Annotated in this window: 19 protein-coding genes and 2 tRNA genes; 4 read left to right on the forward strand and 17 right to left on the reverse strand. The window is 68.6% G+C overall.

Annotated elements, in window-relative coordinates; genetic code table 11:
- The 7 genes from H0U68_RS01295 to H0U68_RS01325 all read right to left on the reverse strand — a co-directional run.
- Positions 1 to 2,507 (reverse strand): filamentous hemagglutinin N-terminal domain-containing protein (locus H0U68_RS01295; protein ID WP_296352353.1); only part of this gene is annotated, 2,507 nt, incomplete at its 3' end.
- A 13-nt stretch (positions 2,508 to 2,520) separates the two neighbouring features.
- Entirely contained in the window at positions 2,521 to 4,179 is a 1,659-nt protein-coding gene (locus tag H0U68_RS01300) for a ShlB/FhaC/HecB family hemolysin secretion/activation protein (RefSeq protein ID WP_296352354.1), read from the reverse strand.
- Positions 4,176 to 4,460 carry a hypothetical protein gene (locus tag H0U68_RS01305; protein WP_296352355.1) on the reverse strand — a complete coding sequence of 95 codons (285 nt, stop codon included), beginning with the start codon at positions 4,458 to 4,460 and terminating at the stop codon, positions 4,176 to 4,178. The genes H0U68_RS01300 and H0U68_RS01305 overlap by 4 nt, the downstream gene beginning before the upstream one ends.
- A gap of 89 nt (positions 4,461 to 4,549) precedes the next feature.
- Entirely contained in the window at positions 4,550 to 5,410 is an 861-nt protein-coding gene (locus H0U68_RS01310) for a HAMP domain-containing sensor histidine kinase (RefSeq protein WP_296352356.1), read from the reverse strand.
- Positions 5,407 to 6,252, reverse strand: coding sequence for a response regulator (locus tag H0U68_RS01315; protein ID WP_296352357.1), 846 nt, complete (start codon positions 6,250 to 6,252; stop codon positions 5,407 to 5,409). The genes H0U68_RS01310 and H0U68_RS01315 overlap by 4 nt, the downstream gene beginning before the upstream one ends.
- Positions 6,249 to 7,955: an ATP-binding protein gene (locus H0U68_RS01320; RefSeq protein ID WP_296352358.1), complete on the reverse strand. Its 1,707-nt coding sequence runs from the start codon at positions 7,953 to 7,955 to the stop codon at positions 6,249 to 6,251. The genes H0U68_RS01315 and H0U68_RS01320 overlap by 4 nt, the downstream gene beginning before the upstream one ends.
- A 74-nt stretch (positions 7,956 to 8,029) precedes the next feature.
- A complete protein-coding gene (locus H0U68_RS01325) occupies positions 8,030 to 8,770 on the reverse strand; it encodes a Crp/Fnr family transcriptional regulator (RefSeq protein WP_296352359.1) in 741 nt (246 codons plus the stop codon).
- 187 nt (positions 8,771 to 8,957) lie between these two features.
- On the opposite strand from H0U68_RS01325, the gene H0U68_RS01330 reads away from it, so the two are divergent.
- Positions 8,958 to 9,359 (forward strand): hypothetical protein, encoded by a 402-nt coding sequence (locus H0U68_RS01330; protein WP_296352360.1) that lies wholly within the window; start codon positions 8,958 to 8,960, stop codon positions 9,357 to 9,359.
- Between the two features lie 4 nt (positions 9,360 to 9,363).
- Here H0U68_RS01330 and H0U68_RS01335 read toward each other — a convergent pair whose 3' ends face one another.
- Positions 9,364 to 9,798: a MarR family transcriptional regulator gene (locus H0U68_RS01335; RefSeq protein ID WP_296352361.1), complete on the reverse strand. Its 435-nt coding sequence runs from the start codon at positions 9,796 to 9,798 to the stop codon at positions 9,364 to 9,366.
- A 109-nt stretch (positions 9,799 to 9,907) separates the two neighbouring features.
- On the opposite strand from H0U68_RS01335, the gene H0U68_RS01340 reads away from it, so the two are divergent.
- From H0U68_RS01340 to H0U68_RS24350, 3 genes are read left to right on the forward strand one after another with little or no spacing between them, the layout of a single operon-like run.
- Positions 9,908 to 10,486 carry a hypothetical protein gene (locus tag H0U68_RS01340; protein WP_296352362.1) on the forward strand — a complete coding sequence of 193 codons (579 nt, stop codon included), beginning with the start codon at positions 9,908 to 9,910 and terminating at the stop codon, positions 10,484 to 10,486.
- Entirely contained in the window at positions 10,483 to 10,986 is a 504-nt protein-coding gene (locus H0U68_RS01345; protein ID WP_365730365.1) for an SDR family NAD(P)-dependent oxidoreductase, read from the forward strand. The genes H0U68_RS01340 and H0U68_RS01345 overlap by 4 nt, the downstream gene beginning before the upstream one ends.
- Complete coding sequence (locus tag H0U68_RS24350; RefSeq protein WP_365730368.1) at positions 10,980 to 11,240, forward strand: SDR family oxidoreductase; 261 nt, start codon at positions 10,980 to 10,982, stop codon at positions 11,238 to 11,240. The genes H0U68_RS01345 and H0U68_RS24350 overlap by 7 nt, the downstream gene beginning before the upstream one ends.
- Before the next feature lie 56 nt (positions 11,241 to 11,296).
- On the opposite strand, the gene H0U68_RS01350 is transcribed toward H0U68_RS24350, so the two are convergent.
- From H0U68_RS01350 to H0U68_RS01390, 9 genes are all read right to left on the reverse strand, one after another.
- On the reverse strand, positions 11,297 to 11,653 hold the full coding sequence (locus tag H0U68_RS01350) for a hypothetical protein (RefSeq protein WP_296352363.1): 357 nt from the start codon (positions 11,651 to 11,653) through the stop codon (positions 11,297 to 11,299).
- A 41-nt stretch (positions 11,654 to 11,694) separates the two neighbouring features.
- A tRNA-Gly gene (locus H0U68_RS01355) sits at positions 11,695 to 11,770 on the reverse strand.
- 44 nt (positions 11,771 to 11,814) lie between these two features.
- A tRNA-Phe gene (locus H0U68_RS01360) sits at positions 11,815 to 11,890 on the reverse strand.
- A gap of 51 nt (positions 11,891 to 11,941) precedes the next feature.
- A complete protein-coding gene (locus H0U68_RS01365) occupies positions 11,942 to 12,679 on the reverse strand; it encodes a response regulator (protein ID WP_296352364.1) in 738 nt (245 codons plus the stop codon).
- A 27-nt stretch (positions 12,680 to 12,706) separates the two neighbouring features.
- Positions 12,707 to 14,965 carry an ATP-binding protein gene (locus H0U68_RS01370; protein ID WP_296352369.1) on the reverse strand — a complete coding sequence of 753 codons (2,259 nt, stop codon included), beginning with the start codon at positions 14,963 to 14,965 and terminating at the stop codon, positions 12,707 to 12,709.
- Between the two features lie 20 nt (positions 14,966 to 14,985).
- A complete protein-coding gene (locus tag H0U68_RS01375; RefSeq protein WP_296352365.1) occupies positions 14,986 to 15,582 on the reverse strand; it encodes a DUF4390 domain-containing protein in 597 nt (198 codons plus the stop codon).
- Positions 15,575 to 16,957 carry a 16S rRNA (cytosine(967)-C(5))-methyltransferase RsmB gene (rsmB, locus tag H0U68_RS01380; RefSeq protein WP_296352366.1) on the reverse strand — a complete coding sequence of 461 codons (1,383 nt, stop codon included), beginning with the start codon at positions 16,955 to 16,957 and terminating at the stop codon, positions 15,575 to 15,577. The genes H0U68_RS01375 and rsmB overlap by 8 nt, the downstream gene beginning before the upstream one ends.
- 46 nt (positions 16,958 to 17,003) lie before the next feature.
- Complete coding sequence (locus H0U68_RS01385) at positions 17,004 to 17,663, reverse strand: peroxiredoxin (protein WP_296352367.1); 660 nt, start codon at positions 17,661 to 17,663, stop codon at positions 17,004 to 17,006.
- Positions 17,664 to 17,753: 90 nt separating this feature from the next.
- Positions 17,754 to 18,038 (reverse strand): LemA family protein (locus H0U68_RS01390; protein WP_296352368.1); only part of this gene is annotated, 285 nt, incomplete at its 5' end.

An 18,038-nucleotide genomic window follows, 5' to 3' on the forward strand; every position in this document is an offset into this window, starting at 1 on the left:
GGCGGCGGTGGCGGTGGCGGTGGCGGTGGCGGTGGCGGCGGTGGCGGCGGGGCCGGCACTTGTGCAAAGACCACCGGCGCCAGGCACATCTGCAGCGTCGGCGAGCTCACGCCTTCGCTCATGGTCCAGACACTCGCGAAATTCCAGTTGGGGGCCAAAGGGGTGTTGTCCGGCGTTGCCGTGGTGAAGTTCGCCTGCTTGCGCATATTGGCGGTGGGCATGCCCCTGGCACCCGCACCTCCCGCGCTGAGTGCCTGGCCGGACAGGGTGGTGTCCCAGAAGCTGTTGGTGACGCTGCCGCCGTTCATGAACCCCACCAGCCCGCCCACCGGCACGGCGCCAGTCACGGCGCCGGACGAATAGCTGTTGCTGATGAGCCCGTCGTTCCATCCGATGAGGCCGCCCACGTTGCCACCCGCGGTGGCCACTTTGCCCTGCGCGTAGCTGTTGGCGGTGTTGCCCGTCACCCATCCCGCCAGCCCGCCCACATAGAGCGCCGCGGTGGAGACCTTCCCGGAGGCGGAGCTGCGGCTGATGTCGCCCGTGATCCAGCCGACCAGCCCGCCCACGTAGCTGCCCGCGGAAGTCACGGAGCCGCTGGCGGAGCAGCACAGGATGTCTCCGGTGACCCAGCCGGCCATGCCTCCGACGTAGCTGCCCGTGGCGGCCACCGGACCGCTGGCGCTGGCGTAGCTGATGTCCCCGGTGTTCCAGCCCACCACGTTTCCGACATAGTTGCTGCCGCTGACGCCCTGGGTGGAACGCACGTTCACGATCTCGCCCGTGTTGTGGCCGACCAGGTTGCCCACGTAGTTGCCGCCCGAGACGCTTCCGCCGGCCAGGGTCACGTTGCGCAGCGTCGCGCCCGGCGCACCGACCGCGTACCCGAACAGGCCGACGTTGTCCGTCAGCGGCCGCGCGATGGCCAAGTTGTTGATGGTGTGGCCCAGGCCGTCGAAGTTGCCGGTGAAGTTGTCCAGCGCCGCGATCCGGCCGATCGGGTCGAAGCCCGCGCCGGCATTCCATGCGGCCGTCGGGCCAGCGTTGATGTTGCCGCCCAGCGCATAGTTGCCGGCCAGGTTGCCGCTCATGCCCTGCAGGTCGGTCGCGCTGACGCTGCCTTGCGCGCCGAGCGTGGTGATCACGGTGTAGTGGGTGGTCACGCCGTCCGAACCCTGCCTGGTGCTGAAGTTCTGGCCGGCCGGAAGGTTCACCGGGGCCAGCACGCGGTAGCCGCTGGTGTTGCCGGCGGCCACTGCCGCCTGGCCGTACACCAGCGCCAGGCTGGCGGTCACGGTGCCCGTCAGCGCGGCGTCGATGTTGATGTTGTTCTGCGCATTCAGGGTCAGCCGGTTGGCCGACCAGGCGACCGTGTCGCTGACGTTGATGTCGCCGCTCACGCCGGCGGCGCCCGCGCTGCTCAGGATGGTCACGTTGGATGTGGCCAGCTGCGCGCCCAGCAGCGTGCCGGTGATGTCGCCGTTGGCCGCGGCGATCGTGTAGTCCACCGGATCGATCAGCCACTCGCCGGTCTTGCCCCGCGCGGCGCTGGTCGTGACCCGCGCGCCGTCCTGCACGCGCACATGCGCGGCGGAAGTTTCGATGAAGCCGCCGTCGCCGCCGTTCGGCGCGCTGGCATCGAGCGTGCCACCGACATTCACGACGCCGGCCTGCATGTCGCCCATCAACCGGATGACGCCGTTGCGCGTGGACAGCGTGCGCGCCTGGATCACGCCGGTGTTGTTCACCGCGGTGGACATCAGGCCCGCCGCGGCCTGCGCGGTGAGCAGCACCTGGCCGCCGTCGGCCTGGATCAGCCCGCCGTTGTTCGCCAGTGCGCCCATCGCGCCCTGGTCCACCACCACGTTCAGCAGGTTGTCGCCCGCCACGTCGAGCGTGACGGCATTGCCGGCTGCCAGCGCGACCATGCCCAGCCGCGCGGAGATCGTGCCCTGGTTGCTCACTTCGCGGCCCATGAGGACGACGTAGCCGCCGTCCGCCTTGATCTCGCCCTGGTTGGTCACCTTGCCGGTGCCGGCGCCGGAGAACGACGTGCCGCCCGCCATGAAGGCCGCGTCGCCGAGCGACAGCGTCGAGGCGACCAGCGATCCCACGTTGACCGAGGCGCCGCTGCCGAACAGGATGCCGTTCGGGTTGACCAGGAACACCTTGCCGTTGGACGACAGCGTGCCGAAGATCGCCGAGGGATCGGCGCCCACCACCCGGTTGAGCACCACCGAACTCGTGCCGGGCTGGACGAACCGCACGGCTTCGCCCGCGGCGACGCCGAAGCTTTGCCAGTTGATCGCCGCGCGCGGCGACGTCTGCGTGACGGTGGTGGCGCCGCCGGTGCTGGAGATCGTGGCCGCGCCCGCAGTCACCTCCCCGCCCACCGGCGCGGCCTGGCTGGCGCCGGAGAACGCGGCGGCCAGCGCGGCGGCCAGGGCGTGCAGCGCGAACCTGCCGCAGCTCTTGTCGCGCGCAGAGGTGCGGGCATTGGAGTTCATGATGGCTTTCCGTTCAGAAATACTTGATGGCCTGGATCCAGAACCGGCCGGAGCGGTCCGGCGCCGACAGGGCGCGCTCGTGGCCCAGCTTGTGCGCGTAGTACGCGCGCACCATGAAGTTGCCGGGCTCGGACCAGTTCACGCCGAGGCCCGCGCCGCGCAGATTGCGGTGGTTGTCGCCGGCCGCCCACGGGTCGTGGTTGATGGTGACCGTGCCCGCATCGACGAACGCGGCCAGCTGCACCAGGCCGGGGATGGACGTGGATCGCGGCAGGTCCATGCGCGCCTCCAGCGTGGCCAGCAGGCCCTGGTCGGCGAACGACTCGCCCTCGGGGTAGGCGCGCACGGCATTCATGCCGCCCAGTTCCATCTTCTCGGAGACGTCGAGGTTCTTCCCCGCCGCCTGGCCGTTGAGGGATGCGAACAAGGAGAACGGGCCGCCCAGGCTTTGCAGCCGCATCAGGTTGAACGACAGCTTGCCGAAACCTCCGTTGCTGCGCGCGGTGGCCGCGTCCAGCGCGCGCGCGGCGGGCGTGCGGATGTCCAGATCGCCGCCGGCCAGGGTCACCGCGTAGGAGGTGAGGCCCCCGCCGCCCAGCGAATCGCTGTGGTCGCCGTACAGGCTCGCGGCCAGCACGTGGGTGCGCCGGTCGACCACCGAGGGCACCGTGTCGATCTCGTCGCGGAAGGTCTTGGCGTCCAGCGACAGCTGCGCGAAGAGGTTGCTCTGGCGCGAGCGCACCAGCGGCACGCGCGCGAACGCGCTGGCCACGCCGGCGGTGCCGTGCGCGCCCAGGGCGGCGAACTCGTGGCCCAGCTTGTAGTGCAGCGCGCTGTAGGCGACGCCGACCTGCGCGCGGCCCGCCTGCATCTGGTAGGAGATGCGCGCGTACTGCAGGCCGGAGCCGGAGCTGAGCACGCGCAGCGTCGCCACGTCGCCCAACCCCAGCGGCTCGTTGACGTTGACCGTGGCGCCCAGGCGGTACGCGCCCGTGTAGCGGTTGCCGGCGTTGTCGGCGTCGATGCTGCCGGTCACGCGCTGTCCCGGCGTCACGTCCACCAGCAGGTCGGACGTGCCGGGCTGCAAGCCCGGCGCCAGCGTCGACTTCACGTTGATGCCCGGCAGGTCCGACAGCAGCAGCAGGCGCTCTTCGAGCGGCCCGAGCGCGATCACGTCGCCGCCCGCCAGCCCCGCGAGCCTGCCGCGCATCGTGCCGTCGGACAGGTTGGCGTTGTTGCGCAGTTCGATGTTGCCGTAGCGGCCCTCGTTCACCGCGATGGTGACCGCGTTGTCCTGGATGTCCTGCGCCGGCAGATAGGCCATCGCCACGAAGTAGCCGTTGGCCCGGTAGTGCGCGGTGATCCGCCCCGCCATCGCCTGCAGCTGCGACAGCGTCAGCTCGCTGCCCGGCACGAAGCCGGCGACCGCAAGCAGCTGCGGCTCCTGGTACAGGCTCGCGCCGGTGACGCGCACGCGCCTGACCAGCACGCGGGTCTCGCCGGCCACTGCCGGTGGCGGTGCCGCGAGCGGCTCGATGCGCATCTCGGGCAGTGCGCGCGGCGGCGCCTGCGGCACCGGAATCTGCAGCAGCTGCCCGCCGGCGGTGGGCGGCTGCTGCGCGAGCAGCGGATGAGCGAACGCCAGCAGCGCGAGGGGCAGAAGCGGCTTCACCCGCGCGACACGAGCCAGCCGACGACCAGGCCGACTGCGGCGGCGGCGCCGATGACCTGCCACGGAGAGCGGCGCACATAGCCCCGCGCGTTGCCGCGCAGTTCGGCCGCGCCGCCCTTGGCCCTTGCCGTTGCATCCGCCAGCGCCTCTCGCGCGCCGTCCATCGCCTGGGTGCCCAGGTTGCGCACCAGGGTGGCCGCCTCTCGGCCGGCGGAGCTCAGGTCGTGGGAAAGCTTTTCGCCACCGGCTTGCAGTGCGCGTGTGTCGTCATGGATGCTCATTGAATGTCCTTTTCGCCGGCGTGGTGCCGACTGGACCCGAGCATCCTCCGCCTGGCCGGGAGCTGTCTGTGCGACGGGCCACAAATGGGTCAGACCGGGCCGGATGCGTAGGCGTGGAGCGTCACGACGAATTCGCTGCCCAGGTTCTTGCCGGGGCTGCGCGCGATCACCGTTCCTTCATGGGCCTTCACCAGCTGCTGCACGACGGCCAGGCCGATGCCCAGGCCCGCGCTGTCGGAGGCGGCCGCATGGGCGTCGCGCACGAACATCCCGAACACCAGGGGAAGCGCCTCCTGCGTGATGCCGATGCCGTTGTCGCGCACGCACACCATGACGACACCGGCGCCGCGCGTCACTTCGAGCGCGATGTCGCCGCCCTCCTGGGTGTACTTGGACGCGTTGTCCAGCAGGTTGCCGAACACCTGCACCAGGCGCACCGCATCGCCGAGCACCTTCAAGGTCCCCGAAGGCATGGCGCAGCTGAACCGCTGCCGGCGCGCGTCGATGCGCGGCCGGCTGGTTTCGATGGCGAGATCCAGCAGCGGAACCAGTTCGACCAGGGTGCGCTCCAGCCGGAAATTGCCGGCGCCCATGCGCGAGCCGTCCACCAGGTCGTTGATCAGCCGCGACATCTGTGCGACCTGGCCCTTGATGGTCGCCTGCAGGCGGGCGTGGCCCGCGTCGTCGCCGCGCGCGCCGTCGAGCATGTGCGCGGCCAGCCGCAGCGGCATCAGCGGATTGCGCAGTTCGTGCGCGACCATCACCAGCAGCGCCGTCTGCCGCTTCTGCGCATCCTGCGCCTCGGCTTCGCGCGATTGCGAGGCCCCGGCGGCAATGAGCAGCTTGCGGTTTTCGTCGCCGAGCGCGAGCGCGAGCGCGAGCGCGCGGGTGCGAGCCAGCTCGACCTGCAGCGCGTGCATCTCGGCGCGGTGGGACAAGCCTGCGTTCATGTGCTGACTCTTCGTCGCGTGATTTCGAGACCGATGCCGCGGTAGCCGAGGAAGCGGCATGCGGAGCCGAACATGGGCTCGCCGCTCACCTGGAACATCTGCTGCGTGCCGTCCGGGTTGGTGCGGCTCAGGACGAAATCCAGGAACGGCTCGCGCGCCTCGAGGGCCGCCTGCAGCGCTGCCCGCTCGGCAGCGTTCCAGCCGGAGTCCTGCCCGGGGCCGTGGTCCTTGAACTCCTCCACCCGCAGGCCCAGCATTTCCAGCACCGGTCCCGACACCTTGGTGAAGTTGCCGTGCTCGTCCTGTTCCCAGTACCAGTCGGACGCGAGTTCGGTCAGGCTGCGGTAGCGCGCTTCGCTCTCGCGCAGTTCGGCGGTGCGTTCGCGCACGGCTTCTTCCAGTTCGCGGTTGTGGCTCTCCAGGCGCTTGTACAGCAGCCGGACTTCCAGCATGTTGTGCACGCGCGTCTTCGCCTCCACCAGGTCGAAGGGCTTGCTGAGGAAGTCCTTGGCGCCGGCCTGCAGCGCGCGCACCTTGTGCCCGGGCTGCGCGGTGATGACGAGGACGGGGAGATAGGCGTCGCGCTCGTTCGTCTTCAGCGCCTCGATCACCTGGAAACCATCCATGCCGGGCATCTGCAGGTCCAGCAGGATGAGGTCGTAGTCGTTGCGCTGGTGCAGCGCGCACACCTGCGTCGGATCCATCGTCGACGTGACCTGCGTGTAGCCGGCCTGGTGCAGCGTTTCCTCGAGAAGGGCAATGTTCGTCGGCTGATCGTCGACGATCAGGATGCGCGCATCCCTGAAGGGCAACGCGATGGGGGACTCCGCGGCGGCGATCATGCTTTCTTCTCCCTGGCGGCGCGCGGCTGTTCCGCATGCAGCAGCGCGCCGTCCAGTGCTTCCATGAATTTGTGGACCATGATGGGCTTGGTGATGTAGTTGAAGAAGCCCGCGTCCAGGCCCTTCTGGATGTCGCGCGGCACCGCGTTCGCGCTGAGCGCGATGATCGGGATGTGGGCCGTGAGCGGATCGCCGTGCAGGAAGGCCATCGCATCGATGCCGCTCAAGCCCGGCAGGTTGATGTCCATCAGGATCACGTCGGGCATGTAGGCGCGCGCGTATTCGATGCCCAGCTTGCCGTCCGCGGCGCTGAGCAGCCGCAGGTCCGGGCGGCGCGCGATCAGCTGCTCGACCAGCTCCAGGTTGGCGGGGTTGTCCTCCACGTAGAGGATGGTGCGCACGGGCGCGCCGTCCACCATGCCGGGCTGCGCCGTGGCATGGTCGCGGTGTTCGAGCGCGGCGAAGCTGGGCGCCTGCGCCAGCGCCAGTTCGGCCCAGAACACGCTGCCGACGCCGACGGCGCTTTCCACCCCGATGCGCCCGCCCATGAGTTCGACCAGGCGCTTGGTCACGACCAGGCCGATGCCCGTGCCCTCCTCGCCACCGGATTCCCGACCGAGCCGGTTGAACGGCTTGAACAGCTGGTCGAGCTGCTCGGGCGACAGGCCATGGCCGGTGTCGCGCACGCTGATGCGCACCGCGCCGGAAGGCACGCGCTGGCACTCCACCGTGACGGTGCCTTCCGGCCGGTTGTACTTGATGGCGTTGAACAGCAGGTTGATCAGCACCTGCTTGACGCGGGTGCGGTCGGCGGTCACGAAGCTGGGCGCGTCGAACTCCGGGAAGCGCATGGAAATGTTGCGCGAGCGCGCCTGCGGCTCGATCATCGCGCGGCATTCGGACAGCACCTCGGACAGCGACACCGGCTCGTTGGACATGGTGACGTTGCCCGACTCGATCAGCGCGAGGTCGAGGATCTCGTTGATCAACTCCAGCAGGTACCAGCCGGCTTTCAGAATCTGGTCGATGCTGCGTTTTTGCGGCACGCTGGGCGGCGGCGACGCCGATGCGAGCAGCTGCGCGAAGCCGAGGATCGCATTGAGCGGCGTTCGCAGCTCGTGGCTCATGCTGGAGAGAAAGTCCGACTTGGCGCGGTTGGCCTTGTCGGCAGCCGAAAGCGCTTCCTTCAGGGCCAGCTCGGTGTTCTTGCGCGCGGAGTTGTCGGTGCCGATCAGCAGGTAGCCGATCAGCAGGCCATCGTCGTTGCGCAGCGAGGTGACCGACACGATGGCCGGGAAGCGGCTGCCATCCTTGCAGATGTAGGTGAGCTCGTAGATGTCCTCGATGTCGCGCGACGCCTTGTAGGCCAGCGCTTCGAAGCCCGCCGCGATCGGCGTGCCCAGTTCCGCAGTGAGCGCGCGGGCGCGCGCCGCGACCTCCTGCGGATCATGGATGTCGCTGGGGCTGATGCGGTTGACCACGTCGCCGGCGGCGTACCCCAGCATCCGCTCGGCGCCGACGTTGAACAGCTGGATGATCCCCCGCTCGTCGGTGGCGATGATCGAGAAATTGGGGCTCGTGAGAATGGCCTTCTGCAAGGCCCCCGCCTTCAGCAGCGCCTGCATGGCCGCGGCTTCGCCGCTTGCCTCCTGCGTCGGATGCGCCTGGGTTGGCTGCGTGGACTCGGCTCTGGCTTCGGGCATGGATTCCTCTGGATGCCCTGTAACTCTACCGTTGTGCCCCGCCGCCGTATGTGCGGTGGTCCACATACGCAGGGTCAGGCGGCCAGCGCCGCCGGTTGCACGCGTGGCACGTCGCAAAGCAGGCGGCCGAATTCGAGCTGCACGCAGCCGTAGCATTCGCAGACGGCCTGCTCCAGCCCCGGCCGGTCCAGCACTTCGATGTGGCCGCGGCTGTAGCGGATCAACCCCGCGCGCTGCAGGTTGCCGGCCGCTTCGGTCACGCCCTCGCGCCGCACGCCCAGCAGGCTCGCCATCAGTTCCTGCGTCAGGGTGAGGCCCGCGCCCGAAGAGCGGTCCAGGCTCAGAAGCAGTGTCCGGCAGACCTGCTGTTCGACCGAGTGGTGGCGGTTGCACACGGCCGTCTGGGTCATTTGCGTCATCAGCGCCTGCGTGTAGCGAAGCAAGAGGCGCAGCACCGGCCCGCCCCGGTCGAACTCCTCCTTCAGCAGATGCGCCTTGAGGCGGTATCCGTGGCCCGCGCCGCGCACGACGGCACGGCTGGGGGTGGTCTCGCCGCCCATGAAGATCGACGTGCCCACGATGCCCTCGTTGCCGACCACCGCGATTTCCGCCGACGCGCCGTCGCGCAGCAAATACATGTGCGAGACGATGCAGGTGGTGGGGAAATAGACGTGGTCCAGGCGCCCGCCCGATTCGTACAGCACCTGGCCCAGGGGCATCGGCACCAGTTCGAGGTGCGCCGACAGCCGGTCGAATTCGGTGGCTGGCACGGCCGCGAGAAGGTGATTCTGGGTCGTGCTGTGGGGAGCGGGCATGCAGGCTTTCGGCGAAAGAAGGCCAGGAATGGCCGAGGACTGCCTAGATCATTGTGCGTCCAGCGGTCGCTGCGTCGGCAACTGCTTTCGTGCGAAACCGTACAGACGCGGGAAATATTGTGCCCGAAGCTGCGGCATGCGTCCTAAAGGCCGCCCGATGACGAACAACCTACCGCGAAAGACTTCCATGACAACACGCCCGCGGGCCTTCTCTTTCGTCCTGGCCGCAACAGGCCTCGCGCTCGCAGGGCTGCTGGCCGCGGGCACCGCATCGGCCGCCGGCGCGAAGCCATCCGAAGCGCAACTGCGCTACAAGCAGGAGCGGGCGAAGTGCATGCGCGGCGAGTCCAACCAGGACCGCGCCACGTGCCTCAAGGAAGCCGGCGCCGCGTTGCAGGAATCGAAGAAGCGCACGACGGCCGCGGCCGGCAGCGGTGGCGGCGAACTCGCCCAAAACCGCTTGAAGCGCTGCGAGACCTTGCCGGCGCAGGAGCGCGAAGACTGCGCGGCGCGCATGAACCAGGGAACGACCAGCGGCAGCGCGCAGACCGGCGGCGTTTTGCACGAGCTCACGGTGCCCGCGAAGTAGCCCCTCACCGTGGAAGCTTCAGCATCGCCGCCTTGAGCGCCTGAAGCGCCGCGGTCGGCATCTCGAGCAAGTCCTGAGGGGGGAAGTACATCGCGTCCTTCAATCGGTCGCGCGTCTTTTCCCCAAAAGCGGTAAGCACGACGAGCTTGACCCGGCCGTCGCCAGGCTTGGCGCGCCGCTCGACGAGACCGCGCGTCTCCAGGCGATTGACGATCCAGGTCGCGTTCGAAGCATCGCAGGACCATTCCTCGGCGAGCGAGCGCATCGTCCGGCCCGCGAGGCCGTCCAGCGTGTGCAGCGCGCGCGAGTCGTTCGGCGTGAGATCGAGCTCCGCAAGTATGCGCAGCCGTTCCCCGCTCGTCGACATGAAGTAGTCAAACATGCGGCGCCAGACCTCGGCCGCCAGCGCGCGTTTGCTCTGAGAGAGTACCGTGCTCATCGGCCGAAATTATCGCTGCACAGAGCGTCTTCAGTTTCAGGTTGTCCCGCAGATACTTGAAGTACTTAAAGTATCTGCTAGCATTGATGGCAATCAACTGGAGATAGCGATGGGCTGGTACGAGATCGCCAAAGTAGTTCACTTCATCGGACTGATCCCGCTGTTCGGATTCTTCGTCGTCTACGCGCGGGCTGGAATACAGCTGCGGGCGGCGACCACCCGCGCCGAAGCGCGGACCTGGCTCGGTCTGCTGGAGGCAACGCGCGGGATGCTGCTCGGCGGTGCTGGAATGCTGCTACTGAGCGGTGGCGCAATGGCCGCGCTGCGGTGGCGCGGCGTCTATCCGTTCATCGTCATCGGCCTCGTGACGCTACTGGCCATCTGGCTGATCTGGGTTGTCGTTGGCGCGCGGCATCTGCGTGCCATGCGTGCCGCGGTCGGAGACGGCGATGACGCGCTGGGCGCCGAGCCCGTGCGGACGATCCTCGCTCCCACCCGCTGGGGCATGATGGGAGCTCTGAACGGTGCGTCTCTCGCTGTGCTGTTCGTGATGACCACCAAGATCGATTGGCCGGGGGCGATCATCACCGTGCTGCTCGTCGCATCGCTTGCCGGCGGCATCTTCACCGCACTCGCCCACCGCCGGCGGGGGGCGGTTTCCCGGCGCCAAGCCAGGGTGGTGGCATGAGTTCCCTCGGCGGAAAAGTCGCGCTGGTCACAGGAAGCTCGCGCGGCATCGGCGCCGCGATCACCCGCAGATTCGCAGCGGAAGGTGCCCGGCTGGCGCTTCATGGACGCGATGAGCACGCCCTCTCGGGCATATGCAACGAACTCTGCGCGCAAGGACGGATGGCCGCGTACTTCATGGGAGACGTGACGAAGCTCGAGGACCTGGAGCGGATACGCCGCGACGTCGAACGACAGTTGGGCGAGGTCGACATCCTCGTGGCGAACGCGGGTGGCAGCTTCAGTCCCCCCGGCCCGCTCGAGGACGTCGACGAGGCGTCCTGGCGCGCATCAATCGACGGCAACCTCACGGCCACCTTCTTGACGATCAAATGCTTTCTGCCCGCGATGAAACGTCGCGCAAGCGGGAACATCATCACCGTGTCGTCATCGGCTGCCAGGCGTCCCATCCACATTCCCCGGTTCCTTACGCGGCGGCGAAGGCGGGAATCCAGATGCTGACGCAGCATCTCGCAGCGCAGGTCGGGCGCTGCGGGATCCGCGTGAATTGCATCGCGCCGGAGACCATCCTCACCGAACGAAACCAGCAGCGGATTCCCGATGCGCAGAAGACGGCGCTCGTCGAGCAGCATCCCCTGCAGCGACTCGGAACGCCCGATGACGTCGCCGATGCCGCTCTTTTTCTGGCCTCCGACCATTCAGCCTGGATCACCGGACTCATCATGGATGTTAGCGGCGGAGCCGTGATGGTCTAGCGATCGCATGCGTGCCTGCGGAGCAGCCCTGGGGTGTTGTTGCAGCCGGAGAACGGCTAGCTGATCGCCTGGTTGATCAGCAGGCGTGTGGACTTGTCGCGCTCTTCCACTGCCGCTCGCCACGCCTGCCACGCGGCGGCGAACATGGCCTCGTCCGAGGCGCTCTTGACGCTGTCCCACGCGGAGCGCTCAAGCCCCAGCGTTCTCTCGTAGTCGCGGATCAATGCATCGGCGGGCCGCGACGACCCCGGCTGCGCGCCGTGCTGCGGATAGGGCTCCACCGGCGCGTGCCCTTCTCCCGCCGCCTCCTGCTGCAGGCGGCGCATCTCCGCCTCGTCCCGGCTGTGCCGGTCTTTCATCGCGCGGTCGTCGTTGTCGTCCATGTCGCCTTCGATGCGTTGCGGTATGCCCATGGCGGGCATGAAGCCCTTGACGAGATGCTGAAGGGGGAAATTGGAGCGGGATAAGAGACTCGAACTCTCGACCTATACCTTGGCAAGGTATCGCTCTACCAACTGAGCTAATCCCGCATTTGCCTCAAGAGAAAGCCCACCGGAGATGGGCTTCTTGAATCTGGTGGCCTGGGGCGGAATCGAACCACCGACACGCGGATTTTCAATCCGCTGCTCTACCAACTGAGCTACCGGGCCAGAGTCGAAAATTATACCAGAGGGCCTTCTGGCTCTCCGCGAAAACCGAAGTCAGGCTGCGCTGCTGCGCTTGCCGCGCGACAAGTCCACGCCCAGCTGCTTGAGCTTGCGGTACAGGTGCGTGCGCTCCAGGCCTGTCTTCTCGGCCACGCGCGTCATCGAGCCGCCTTCCTTGGCCAGGTGGAATTCAAAATAGCATTTCTCGAAGTCGTCGCGCGCGTCGCGCAGCGGCTTGTCCAGCTCGAACACCTGGCGCGCCTGCGGGCCCATGTCCACCGGCGCCGGCATGCTCTGGCCGCCGGTCATGGCGGCTTCCACCGTCAGCTCGGTCGGCTGCTGCAGCATGGGGGGCATGACGCCGGCCATGCCGGGCTTGCGCACGGGCAGCGCAGTGGCCGCCGCGCCAATCCCGTTGCCGCCGCCGCTGTTGCGCGACAGACCCGCTTCCACCGCCTTGAGCAGCTTCTGCATGGTGATGGGTTTTTCCAGGAACGAGTGCGCGCCGATCTTGGTGGCTTCCACCGCGGTCTCGATGGTCGCGTGGCCGCTCATCATGATCACCGGCATGCTGAGCAGGCCGCCGGTGGACCACTCCTTGAGCAGCGTGACGCCGTCGGTATCGGGCATCCAGATGTCCAGCAGCACCAGGTCGGGCCGGATGCGCAGGCGCGCGGCGCGCGCCTGGGCCGCGTTTTCCGCCAGATCGACCGTGTGGCCCTCGTCGTTCAGGATTTCCGACAGCAGGTCGCGAATCCCGAGTTCATCGTCGACCACCAGTATGTTTGCCATCGAACCTGTCTGCTTGTGAGGGCGTTGCTAAGCCGCAACTCCGAATGATAACGAGACTTGCGCGCCTTGGATGACACCGTTTTCGCTGCGGTTCTGCAGATCGATGCGCGCGCCATGCTCATCCGAGATTTTTTTCACGACTGCGAGGCCCAGGCCGGTTCCCTTGGGCTTGGTCGTCACGTATGGCTCGAACGCACGTTTCAAGATGTTGTCGGGAAATCCGCTGCCGCTGTCCTGCACGATCAGGCGCACGCGCCGCCCGGCTTCGTTCCACTGCGTCTTCACGACCACCTCGCGGTGGGCGCGTCCCTCAGTCGCGTCCTGCGCGTTTTGCAACAGGTTGTGGATGACCTGGCGCAGCTGCTGCACGTCGCCCAGGATGGGCGGGCAGCGCGCCTCCAGCTCCGTCTGCACCGGGATCTGCGCCGCGCCGGAAGTGGCGTCGCCCTCTCGCGCATACAGCTGCAGCACCTCGCCGATCAACGCGTTCAGGTCCACCGGCTGCAGTTGCGCGGCCGGCAGGCGCGCGTAGTCGCGGAATTCGTTGACCAGCCGCTTCATCGCATCGACCTGGTCGACGATGGTGTGCACGGCTTTGGTGAGCAGTGCCTGTTCGGGCGCTTGCAGCTTGCCGGCGAGCTTCATTTCCAGCCGCTCGGCCGACAGCTGGATCGGCGTGAGCGGGTTCTTGATTTCGTGCGCGAGCCGCCGCGCCACTTCGCCCCAGGCCTGCGCGCGCTGCGCCGATACGATCTCGGAAATGTCGTCCAGCACCAGCAGGCGCGCGCCGCCCGGCATCGCGGCCCCGCGCGCGACCAGCGTGAGGATGTGCGCCTGCGCGGTGCCGGTGTTGCCCGCCGCCGCCACGTTGAGTTCGAACGATTGCTGCCAGTGGTCCGCGCCCTGGCGCCGCCGCTCGCCCATGAAGTCGTCGAACTGCTGCTGCACCGCCTGCGCGAAGCTGTCCATGCCGCGCAGCCCCGCCAGCGGCTGGCCTTCGTGGTCGGCCAGCTGCGCGTGCAGGATGCGCGAGGCGCCTGGGTTGGAGGCCTGGATGCGGCCCTGCGCATCCAGCACGATCACGCCGGCCGTGAGGTTGTCCAGAATCGTCTGCAGGTTGGCGCGCGCGGCGTCCACCTGGTCCATGCTTTTTTCCACGGCGCTGCGCGCATCGGCCAGCTGCTGCGTCATATCGGCGAACGAGCGCGTGAGGCCGCCCAGTTCGTCCTTGCCCTGCAGCACCGGCTTCGGGCTCAGGTCGCCCTCGGCCACTTCGCGCACGCCGGCGGCCAGCAGCAGCAGCGGCCGCGCGAGCTGATTGCCCAGCACGATGGCCAGCAGCACCGCGCCGAACACCGCCAGGAACAGGCTGAGCGTGAGCGTGCCGATGTACATGCGTCGCAGGCCCTGGCGGCCCAAGGCGCGCTCCTGGTATTCGCGATTCGCTTCCTGCACTGCCAGCGCGTTGGCCACCAGCGCCGCCGGCAGCGGCTGCACCGCCTGCAGGAAGCGAGGCTCGGCCAGCAGGCCGACGCTGGCGGCCGGCACCACGGCCAGCGCCTTCACGCGCGCATGGGTCGTGCCGGCCGGGGTGAGGTCTTCCAGGCCTTCGACCAGCGCCATGCTGCGCTGCATGCGCGCGGTGCGCAGCTGCTGCGCGGTGGGCCGCTCGGGGCTGAGCTGGAAGCGCGACTGGCCGGCGCTGGCGATCACCTGGCCCGAGTTGCTCCACAGCACAACGTCGACGGCCGAGAGCTGTTCGCGCAGGCGCTCCAGCGCCAGCGGCGCGGTGCTATCCGGCAGGTCGGCCAGCTGCGCGGCGGCGGCGCGGGTCTTGTTGGCGAAGTCGTTGGACAACGTGTCGAGCGTGGTGCGGCCCAGGCTCAGGCCGGCGTCGAGCGCGCCTTCCACCTTCACGTCGAACCAGCTTTCGATGGAACGCGAGACGAACTGGTAGGACACCACGTAGATCAGCATGCCCGGAATGATGCCGACCAGCGCGAAGATGGCCGCCAGCTTCACCAGCAGCCGGCTGCCGAACTTGCCGCGCCGCAGGCGCGAGGCCAGCCGAAGGCCGATCCACAGGATGACGGCGAGCAGGAAGCCTGCCACCAGCACGTTCAGCACGAACAGGCGGCCGTAGTTCTGCTCGTACAGCTCGCGGTTGTTGGTGGCCTGCGCCAGCAGGAACAGCAGCACGATGCCCAGCGCCACCAGCACCGCCGCGCCCACGCCCACCGCCCAGCGCACCGCGCGCGCGTTGTCCAGCAGCGCGCGCGGCGCCATGTCGCGGGGCGAGAGCTGGGTCACCGCGGCGGCTCGAGCACCAGGCGCTGGTTGCGCGTGATGCTGATGTTCCAGTCGGCCTGGCCGACGGCGCCGATCTGGAACGGGCGCGGCAGCTGCGACACGTCCAGCCGGAAGGCGAAGTCCACGTTGTAGCGCGCATCGGGCTCCAGCTCGCTCAGCTCGGCGATCTTCCAGCGCGAGATGCGCTGCACCGCGGCCAGCGCTTCGTCGCGCGACTCGAAGTTCTGGCCCAGCGACAGGCCGGCGCCGCCGATCTGCGTGGCCGACACCTGCAGGCGCCAGCGCCGCGTCAATGGCTGGAAGGACAGGCGCATGTGGCGCATGGCGGTGGCCTGGCGCTTGTCGTACCAGTACCAGCGGTCGCGAAACAGCGTGGCCTCGGCCACGAAGAACATGGGGATGCCCTTGGCAAGCGCATCCTCCACCGCCTGCGGCAGCTCGAACTGCACGCTGGCCGACAGCAGCACGCCGTCGTCGCCGCGCTCCAGGCGCAGCTGCGCCACCTCGGGATGGACGGCGCTCTGCGCGGCGGCCGGCGACAGCCAGGCCAGCGCGAACCACGCGCACAGCAGCCAGGCGGCGCGCTCAAGCATCGGGCTGAGCCGGATCGGGAGCTGGCTGGCGGGCCGGGTGCTTTTGCAGCGCGGCGTAGAAGAAGCCGTCGTGGTCACCCGGGAGATTGTCCCGGAGCCCTTCCGCATTCCCCGCGCTTTGGGGCAGCAAATGCCCGGGCGAAGGCAGCAAAACGGCTTCTTTGTGGTGCGCAACAAACGCCGCCACGCGCGCCTCGCCCTCGGCCCGGAACACCGAGCAGGTGCAGTACACCAGCCGCCCGCCCGGGCGCAGCAGCGGCCAGAGCGCTTGCAGCATCCGCTGCTGCTGCGCGGCCAGCTGCGCGATGTCGCTCTCGCGGCGCAGCCAGCGCACGTCGGGATGCCGGCGCACGATGCCCGAGGCCGTGCACGGCGCATCGAGCAGGATGGCGTCGAACGGCACGCCGTCCCACCAGCCGGCCGGCCGCTCGGCGTCGCCCGCGCGCACCTGGGCCTGCAGGCCCAGCCGCGCCAGGTTGTCCGCGATGCGGGTGCAGCGCGCCGGGTCCATGTCCAGCGCCAGCAGGTCGGCGTCGCACAGTTCCAGGATGTGGGCGGTCTTGCCGCCGGGCGCGGCGCAGGCGTCCAGGATGCGCGGGCGCGGGGTTTCCGCGAGGTCCTGCAGCACGTCCTGCAGCAGCAGCGGCGCGGCCAGTTGCGCCGCCGCGTCCTGCACCGAGAGCAGGCCATCGGCGAAGCCGGGGATGTCGTGCACCGGGCGCGCCTGTGCCAGCACCAGGCCCTGCGCGCCGACCGGCGCGGCCTCCATGCCGGCGGCGGCCAGGGTGGCCTGCATCGCCTCGCGCGAGGTCTTGCGCAGGTTCACGCGCAAGGTCATCGGCGCAGCCTGGTTGCTGGCCTGCAGGATGGCCTGCCACTGCGCGGGATGGTCGGCTTTCAGCCGCTCGGTCCACCAGCGCGGATGGTTCCACTGTGCCGCCGGCTCGCGGCCGGTCGCGGCGACCAGCGCCTCGCGCTCGCGCAAGAAGCGCCGCAGGCACGCATTGATGAAGTTGGCCTGCGGGCGCGTCCCGGCGTCGCGCTTGGCCGCTTCCACGGCCTGGTCCACCAGCGTGAACGGGGCGTACGGCGCATGGGCTTCGTCCCATGCCAGGGCGAGCGCGGTGCACAGCAGCGCATCAGGCTGCGGCGGCGGCGGGCGATTGGCGAGCAGCTTGCGCAGCGCCTCGGCACGGCCGAGCTGGCGCAGCGCGTGGAACGCCAGGGCCTGGGCGCCGGGGCGCAATTCGCCCGGAATGCGCGCGATCGCAGGCGTGGCCGATTCGCCCGCGCGCACGGCCGCCAAAACAGAAGCGGCAGCCTGTAGCTGCCGCCATAACGGAATGTCTTGCCCTGCCATGTGTCGGGCAAGCATATCACCCCGGGTGTTGCGCGCCAGCTCAGCGCGTCGCTGCAGGCTCTTACTGCCCCGGCTGCTTGGTGGTGCGCAGATAGGGCTTGATCGTCTTGAAGCCGGGGAACGCGGTCTTGGCTTCCTCGTCGCTCACCGCCGGCGTGATGATCACGTCGTCGCCGTTCTTCCAGTTCACCGGGGTGGCCACCTTGTACTTGGCCGTCAGCTGCATCGAGTCGAGCACGCGCAGGATTTCGTCGAAGTTGCGGCCGGTGGTCATCGGGTAGGTCAGCATCAGCTTGATCTTCTTGTCCGGGCCGACGATGAAGACCGAGCGCACGGTGGCGTTGTTGGCCGCGGTCCGGCCGTCGGACGTGCCTTCCTCTTCCGCGGGCAGCATGTTGTAGAGCTTGGCAACGGCCAGGTCGGTGTCGCCGATCATCGGGTACTTGACCGCCGCGCCCTGCGTCTCCTCGATGTCCGCGATCCACTTTCCGTGGTTCTCCACCGGGTCGACCGACAGGCCGATCAGCTTGGTGTTGCGCTTGGTGAATTCGGGCTCGATGCGCGCCATGTAACCCAGCTCGGTGGTGCACACCGGCGTGAAGTCCTTGGGGTGCGAGAACAGCACCGCCCAACCGTCGCCGATCCACTGGTGGAAGTCGATCGGGCCTTGCGTGGTTTGCGCCTTGAAGTTCGGCGCGATGTCGTTGATGCGCAGGGACATGAGGGCTCCTTGTTGTTGGATGGTGTCAGTGTGGGTCGGCCATGATGCGCCGCGCGCGCGGCGGCTGTCAACGCACCCGAAGTGATGATCTTATGCCGGCAGGCGCAGGCTGCGCGCGGGCTTGAAGCCGAACAGCCATGCCAGCAGCAGGGCTGGAAACTCGGCAATGGCGGCGTTGTACCGCGCCACCGCGTCGTTGAATTTCGCGGTGGCCGCATGCGCCTGGTGCACCAGCTGCGCCCGCTCGAAACTCAGGTCCTCCGGCAGGCGCGGACCCGCCAAGTCGTGCGCGTCGTCGCGCTCGGCGCGCTCCCAGGCCGTTGCCAGCACGTCCTGCGCGGCGCCCAGCGCGGCGATGCGCTCCGGGTCCAGCGG

The organism is Ramlibacter sp. (genome assembly GCF_013697775.1).
Taxonomy (GTDB): domain Bacteria; phylum Pseudomonadota; class Gammaproteobacteria; order Burkholderiales; family Burkholderiaceae_C; genus Ramlibacter.

Coding starts and splice junctions, on each gene's coding strand:
- H0U68_RS01305 (WP_296352355.1), bottom strand. CDS start 4,460: ATGAGCATCCATGACGACACACGCGCACTGCAAGCCGGTGGCGAAAAG.
- H0U68_RS01310 (WP_296352356.1), bottom strand. CDS start 5,410: ATGAACGCAGGCTTGTCCCACCGCGCCGAGATGCACGCGCTGCAGGTC.
- H0U68_RS01315 (WP_296352357.1), bottom strand. CDS start 6,252: ATGATCGCCGCCGCGGAGTCCCCCATCGCGTTGCCCTTCAGGGATGCG.
- H0U68_RS01320 (WP_296352358.1), bottom strand. CDS start 7,955: ATGCCCGAAGCCAGAGCCGAGTCCACGCAGCCAACCCAGGCGCATCCG.
- H0U68_RS01325 (WP_296352359.1), bottom strand. CDS start 8,770: ATGCCCGCTCCCCACAGCACGACCCAGAATCACCTTCTCGCGGCCGTG.
- H0U68_RS01330 (WP_296352360.1), top strand. CDS start 8,958: ATGACAACACGCCCGCGGGCCTTCTCTTTCGTCCTGGCCGCAACAGGC.
- H0U68_RS01335 (WP_296352361.1), bottom strand. CDS start 9,798: ATGAGCACGGTACTCTCTCAGAGCAAACGCGCGCTGGCGGCCGAGGTC.
- H0U68_RS01340 (WP_296352362.1), top strand. CDS start 9,908: ATGGGCTGGTACGAGATCGCCAAAGTAGTTCACTTCATCGGACTGATC.
- H0U68_RS01345 (WP_365730365.1), top strand. CDS start 10,483: ATGAGTTCCCTCGGCGGAAAAGTCGCGCTGGTCACAGGAAGCTCGCGC.
- H0U68_RS24350 (WP_365730368.1), top strand. CDS start 10,980: ATGCTGACGCAGCATCTCGCAGCGCAGGTCGGGCGCTGCGGGATCCGC.
- H0U68_RS01350 (WP_296352363.1), bottom strand. CDS start 11,653: ATGGGCATACCGCAACGCATCGAAGGCGACATGGACGACAACGACGAC.
- H0U68_RS01365 (WP_296352364.1), bottom strand. CDS start 12,679: ATGGCAAACATACTGGTGGTCGACGATGAACTCGGGATTCGCGACCTG.
- H0U68_RS01370 (WP_296352369.1), bottom strand. CDS start 14,965: ATGGCGCCGCGCGCGCTGCTGGACAACGCGCGCGCGGTGCGCTGGGCG.
- H0U68_RS01375 (WP_296352365.1), bottom strand. CDS start 15,582: ATGCTTGAGCGCGCCGCCTGGCTGCTGTGCGCGTGGTTCGCGCTGGCC.
- rsmB (WP_296352366.1), bottom strand. CDS start 16,957: ATGCTTGCCCGACACATGGCAGGGCAAGACATTCCGTTATGGCGGCAG.
- H0U68_RS01385 (WP_296352367.1), bottom strand. CDS start 17,663: ATGTCCCTGCGCATCAACGACATCGCGCCGAACTTCAAGGCGCAAACC.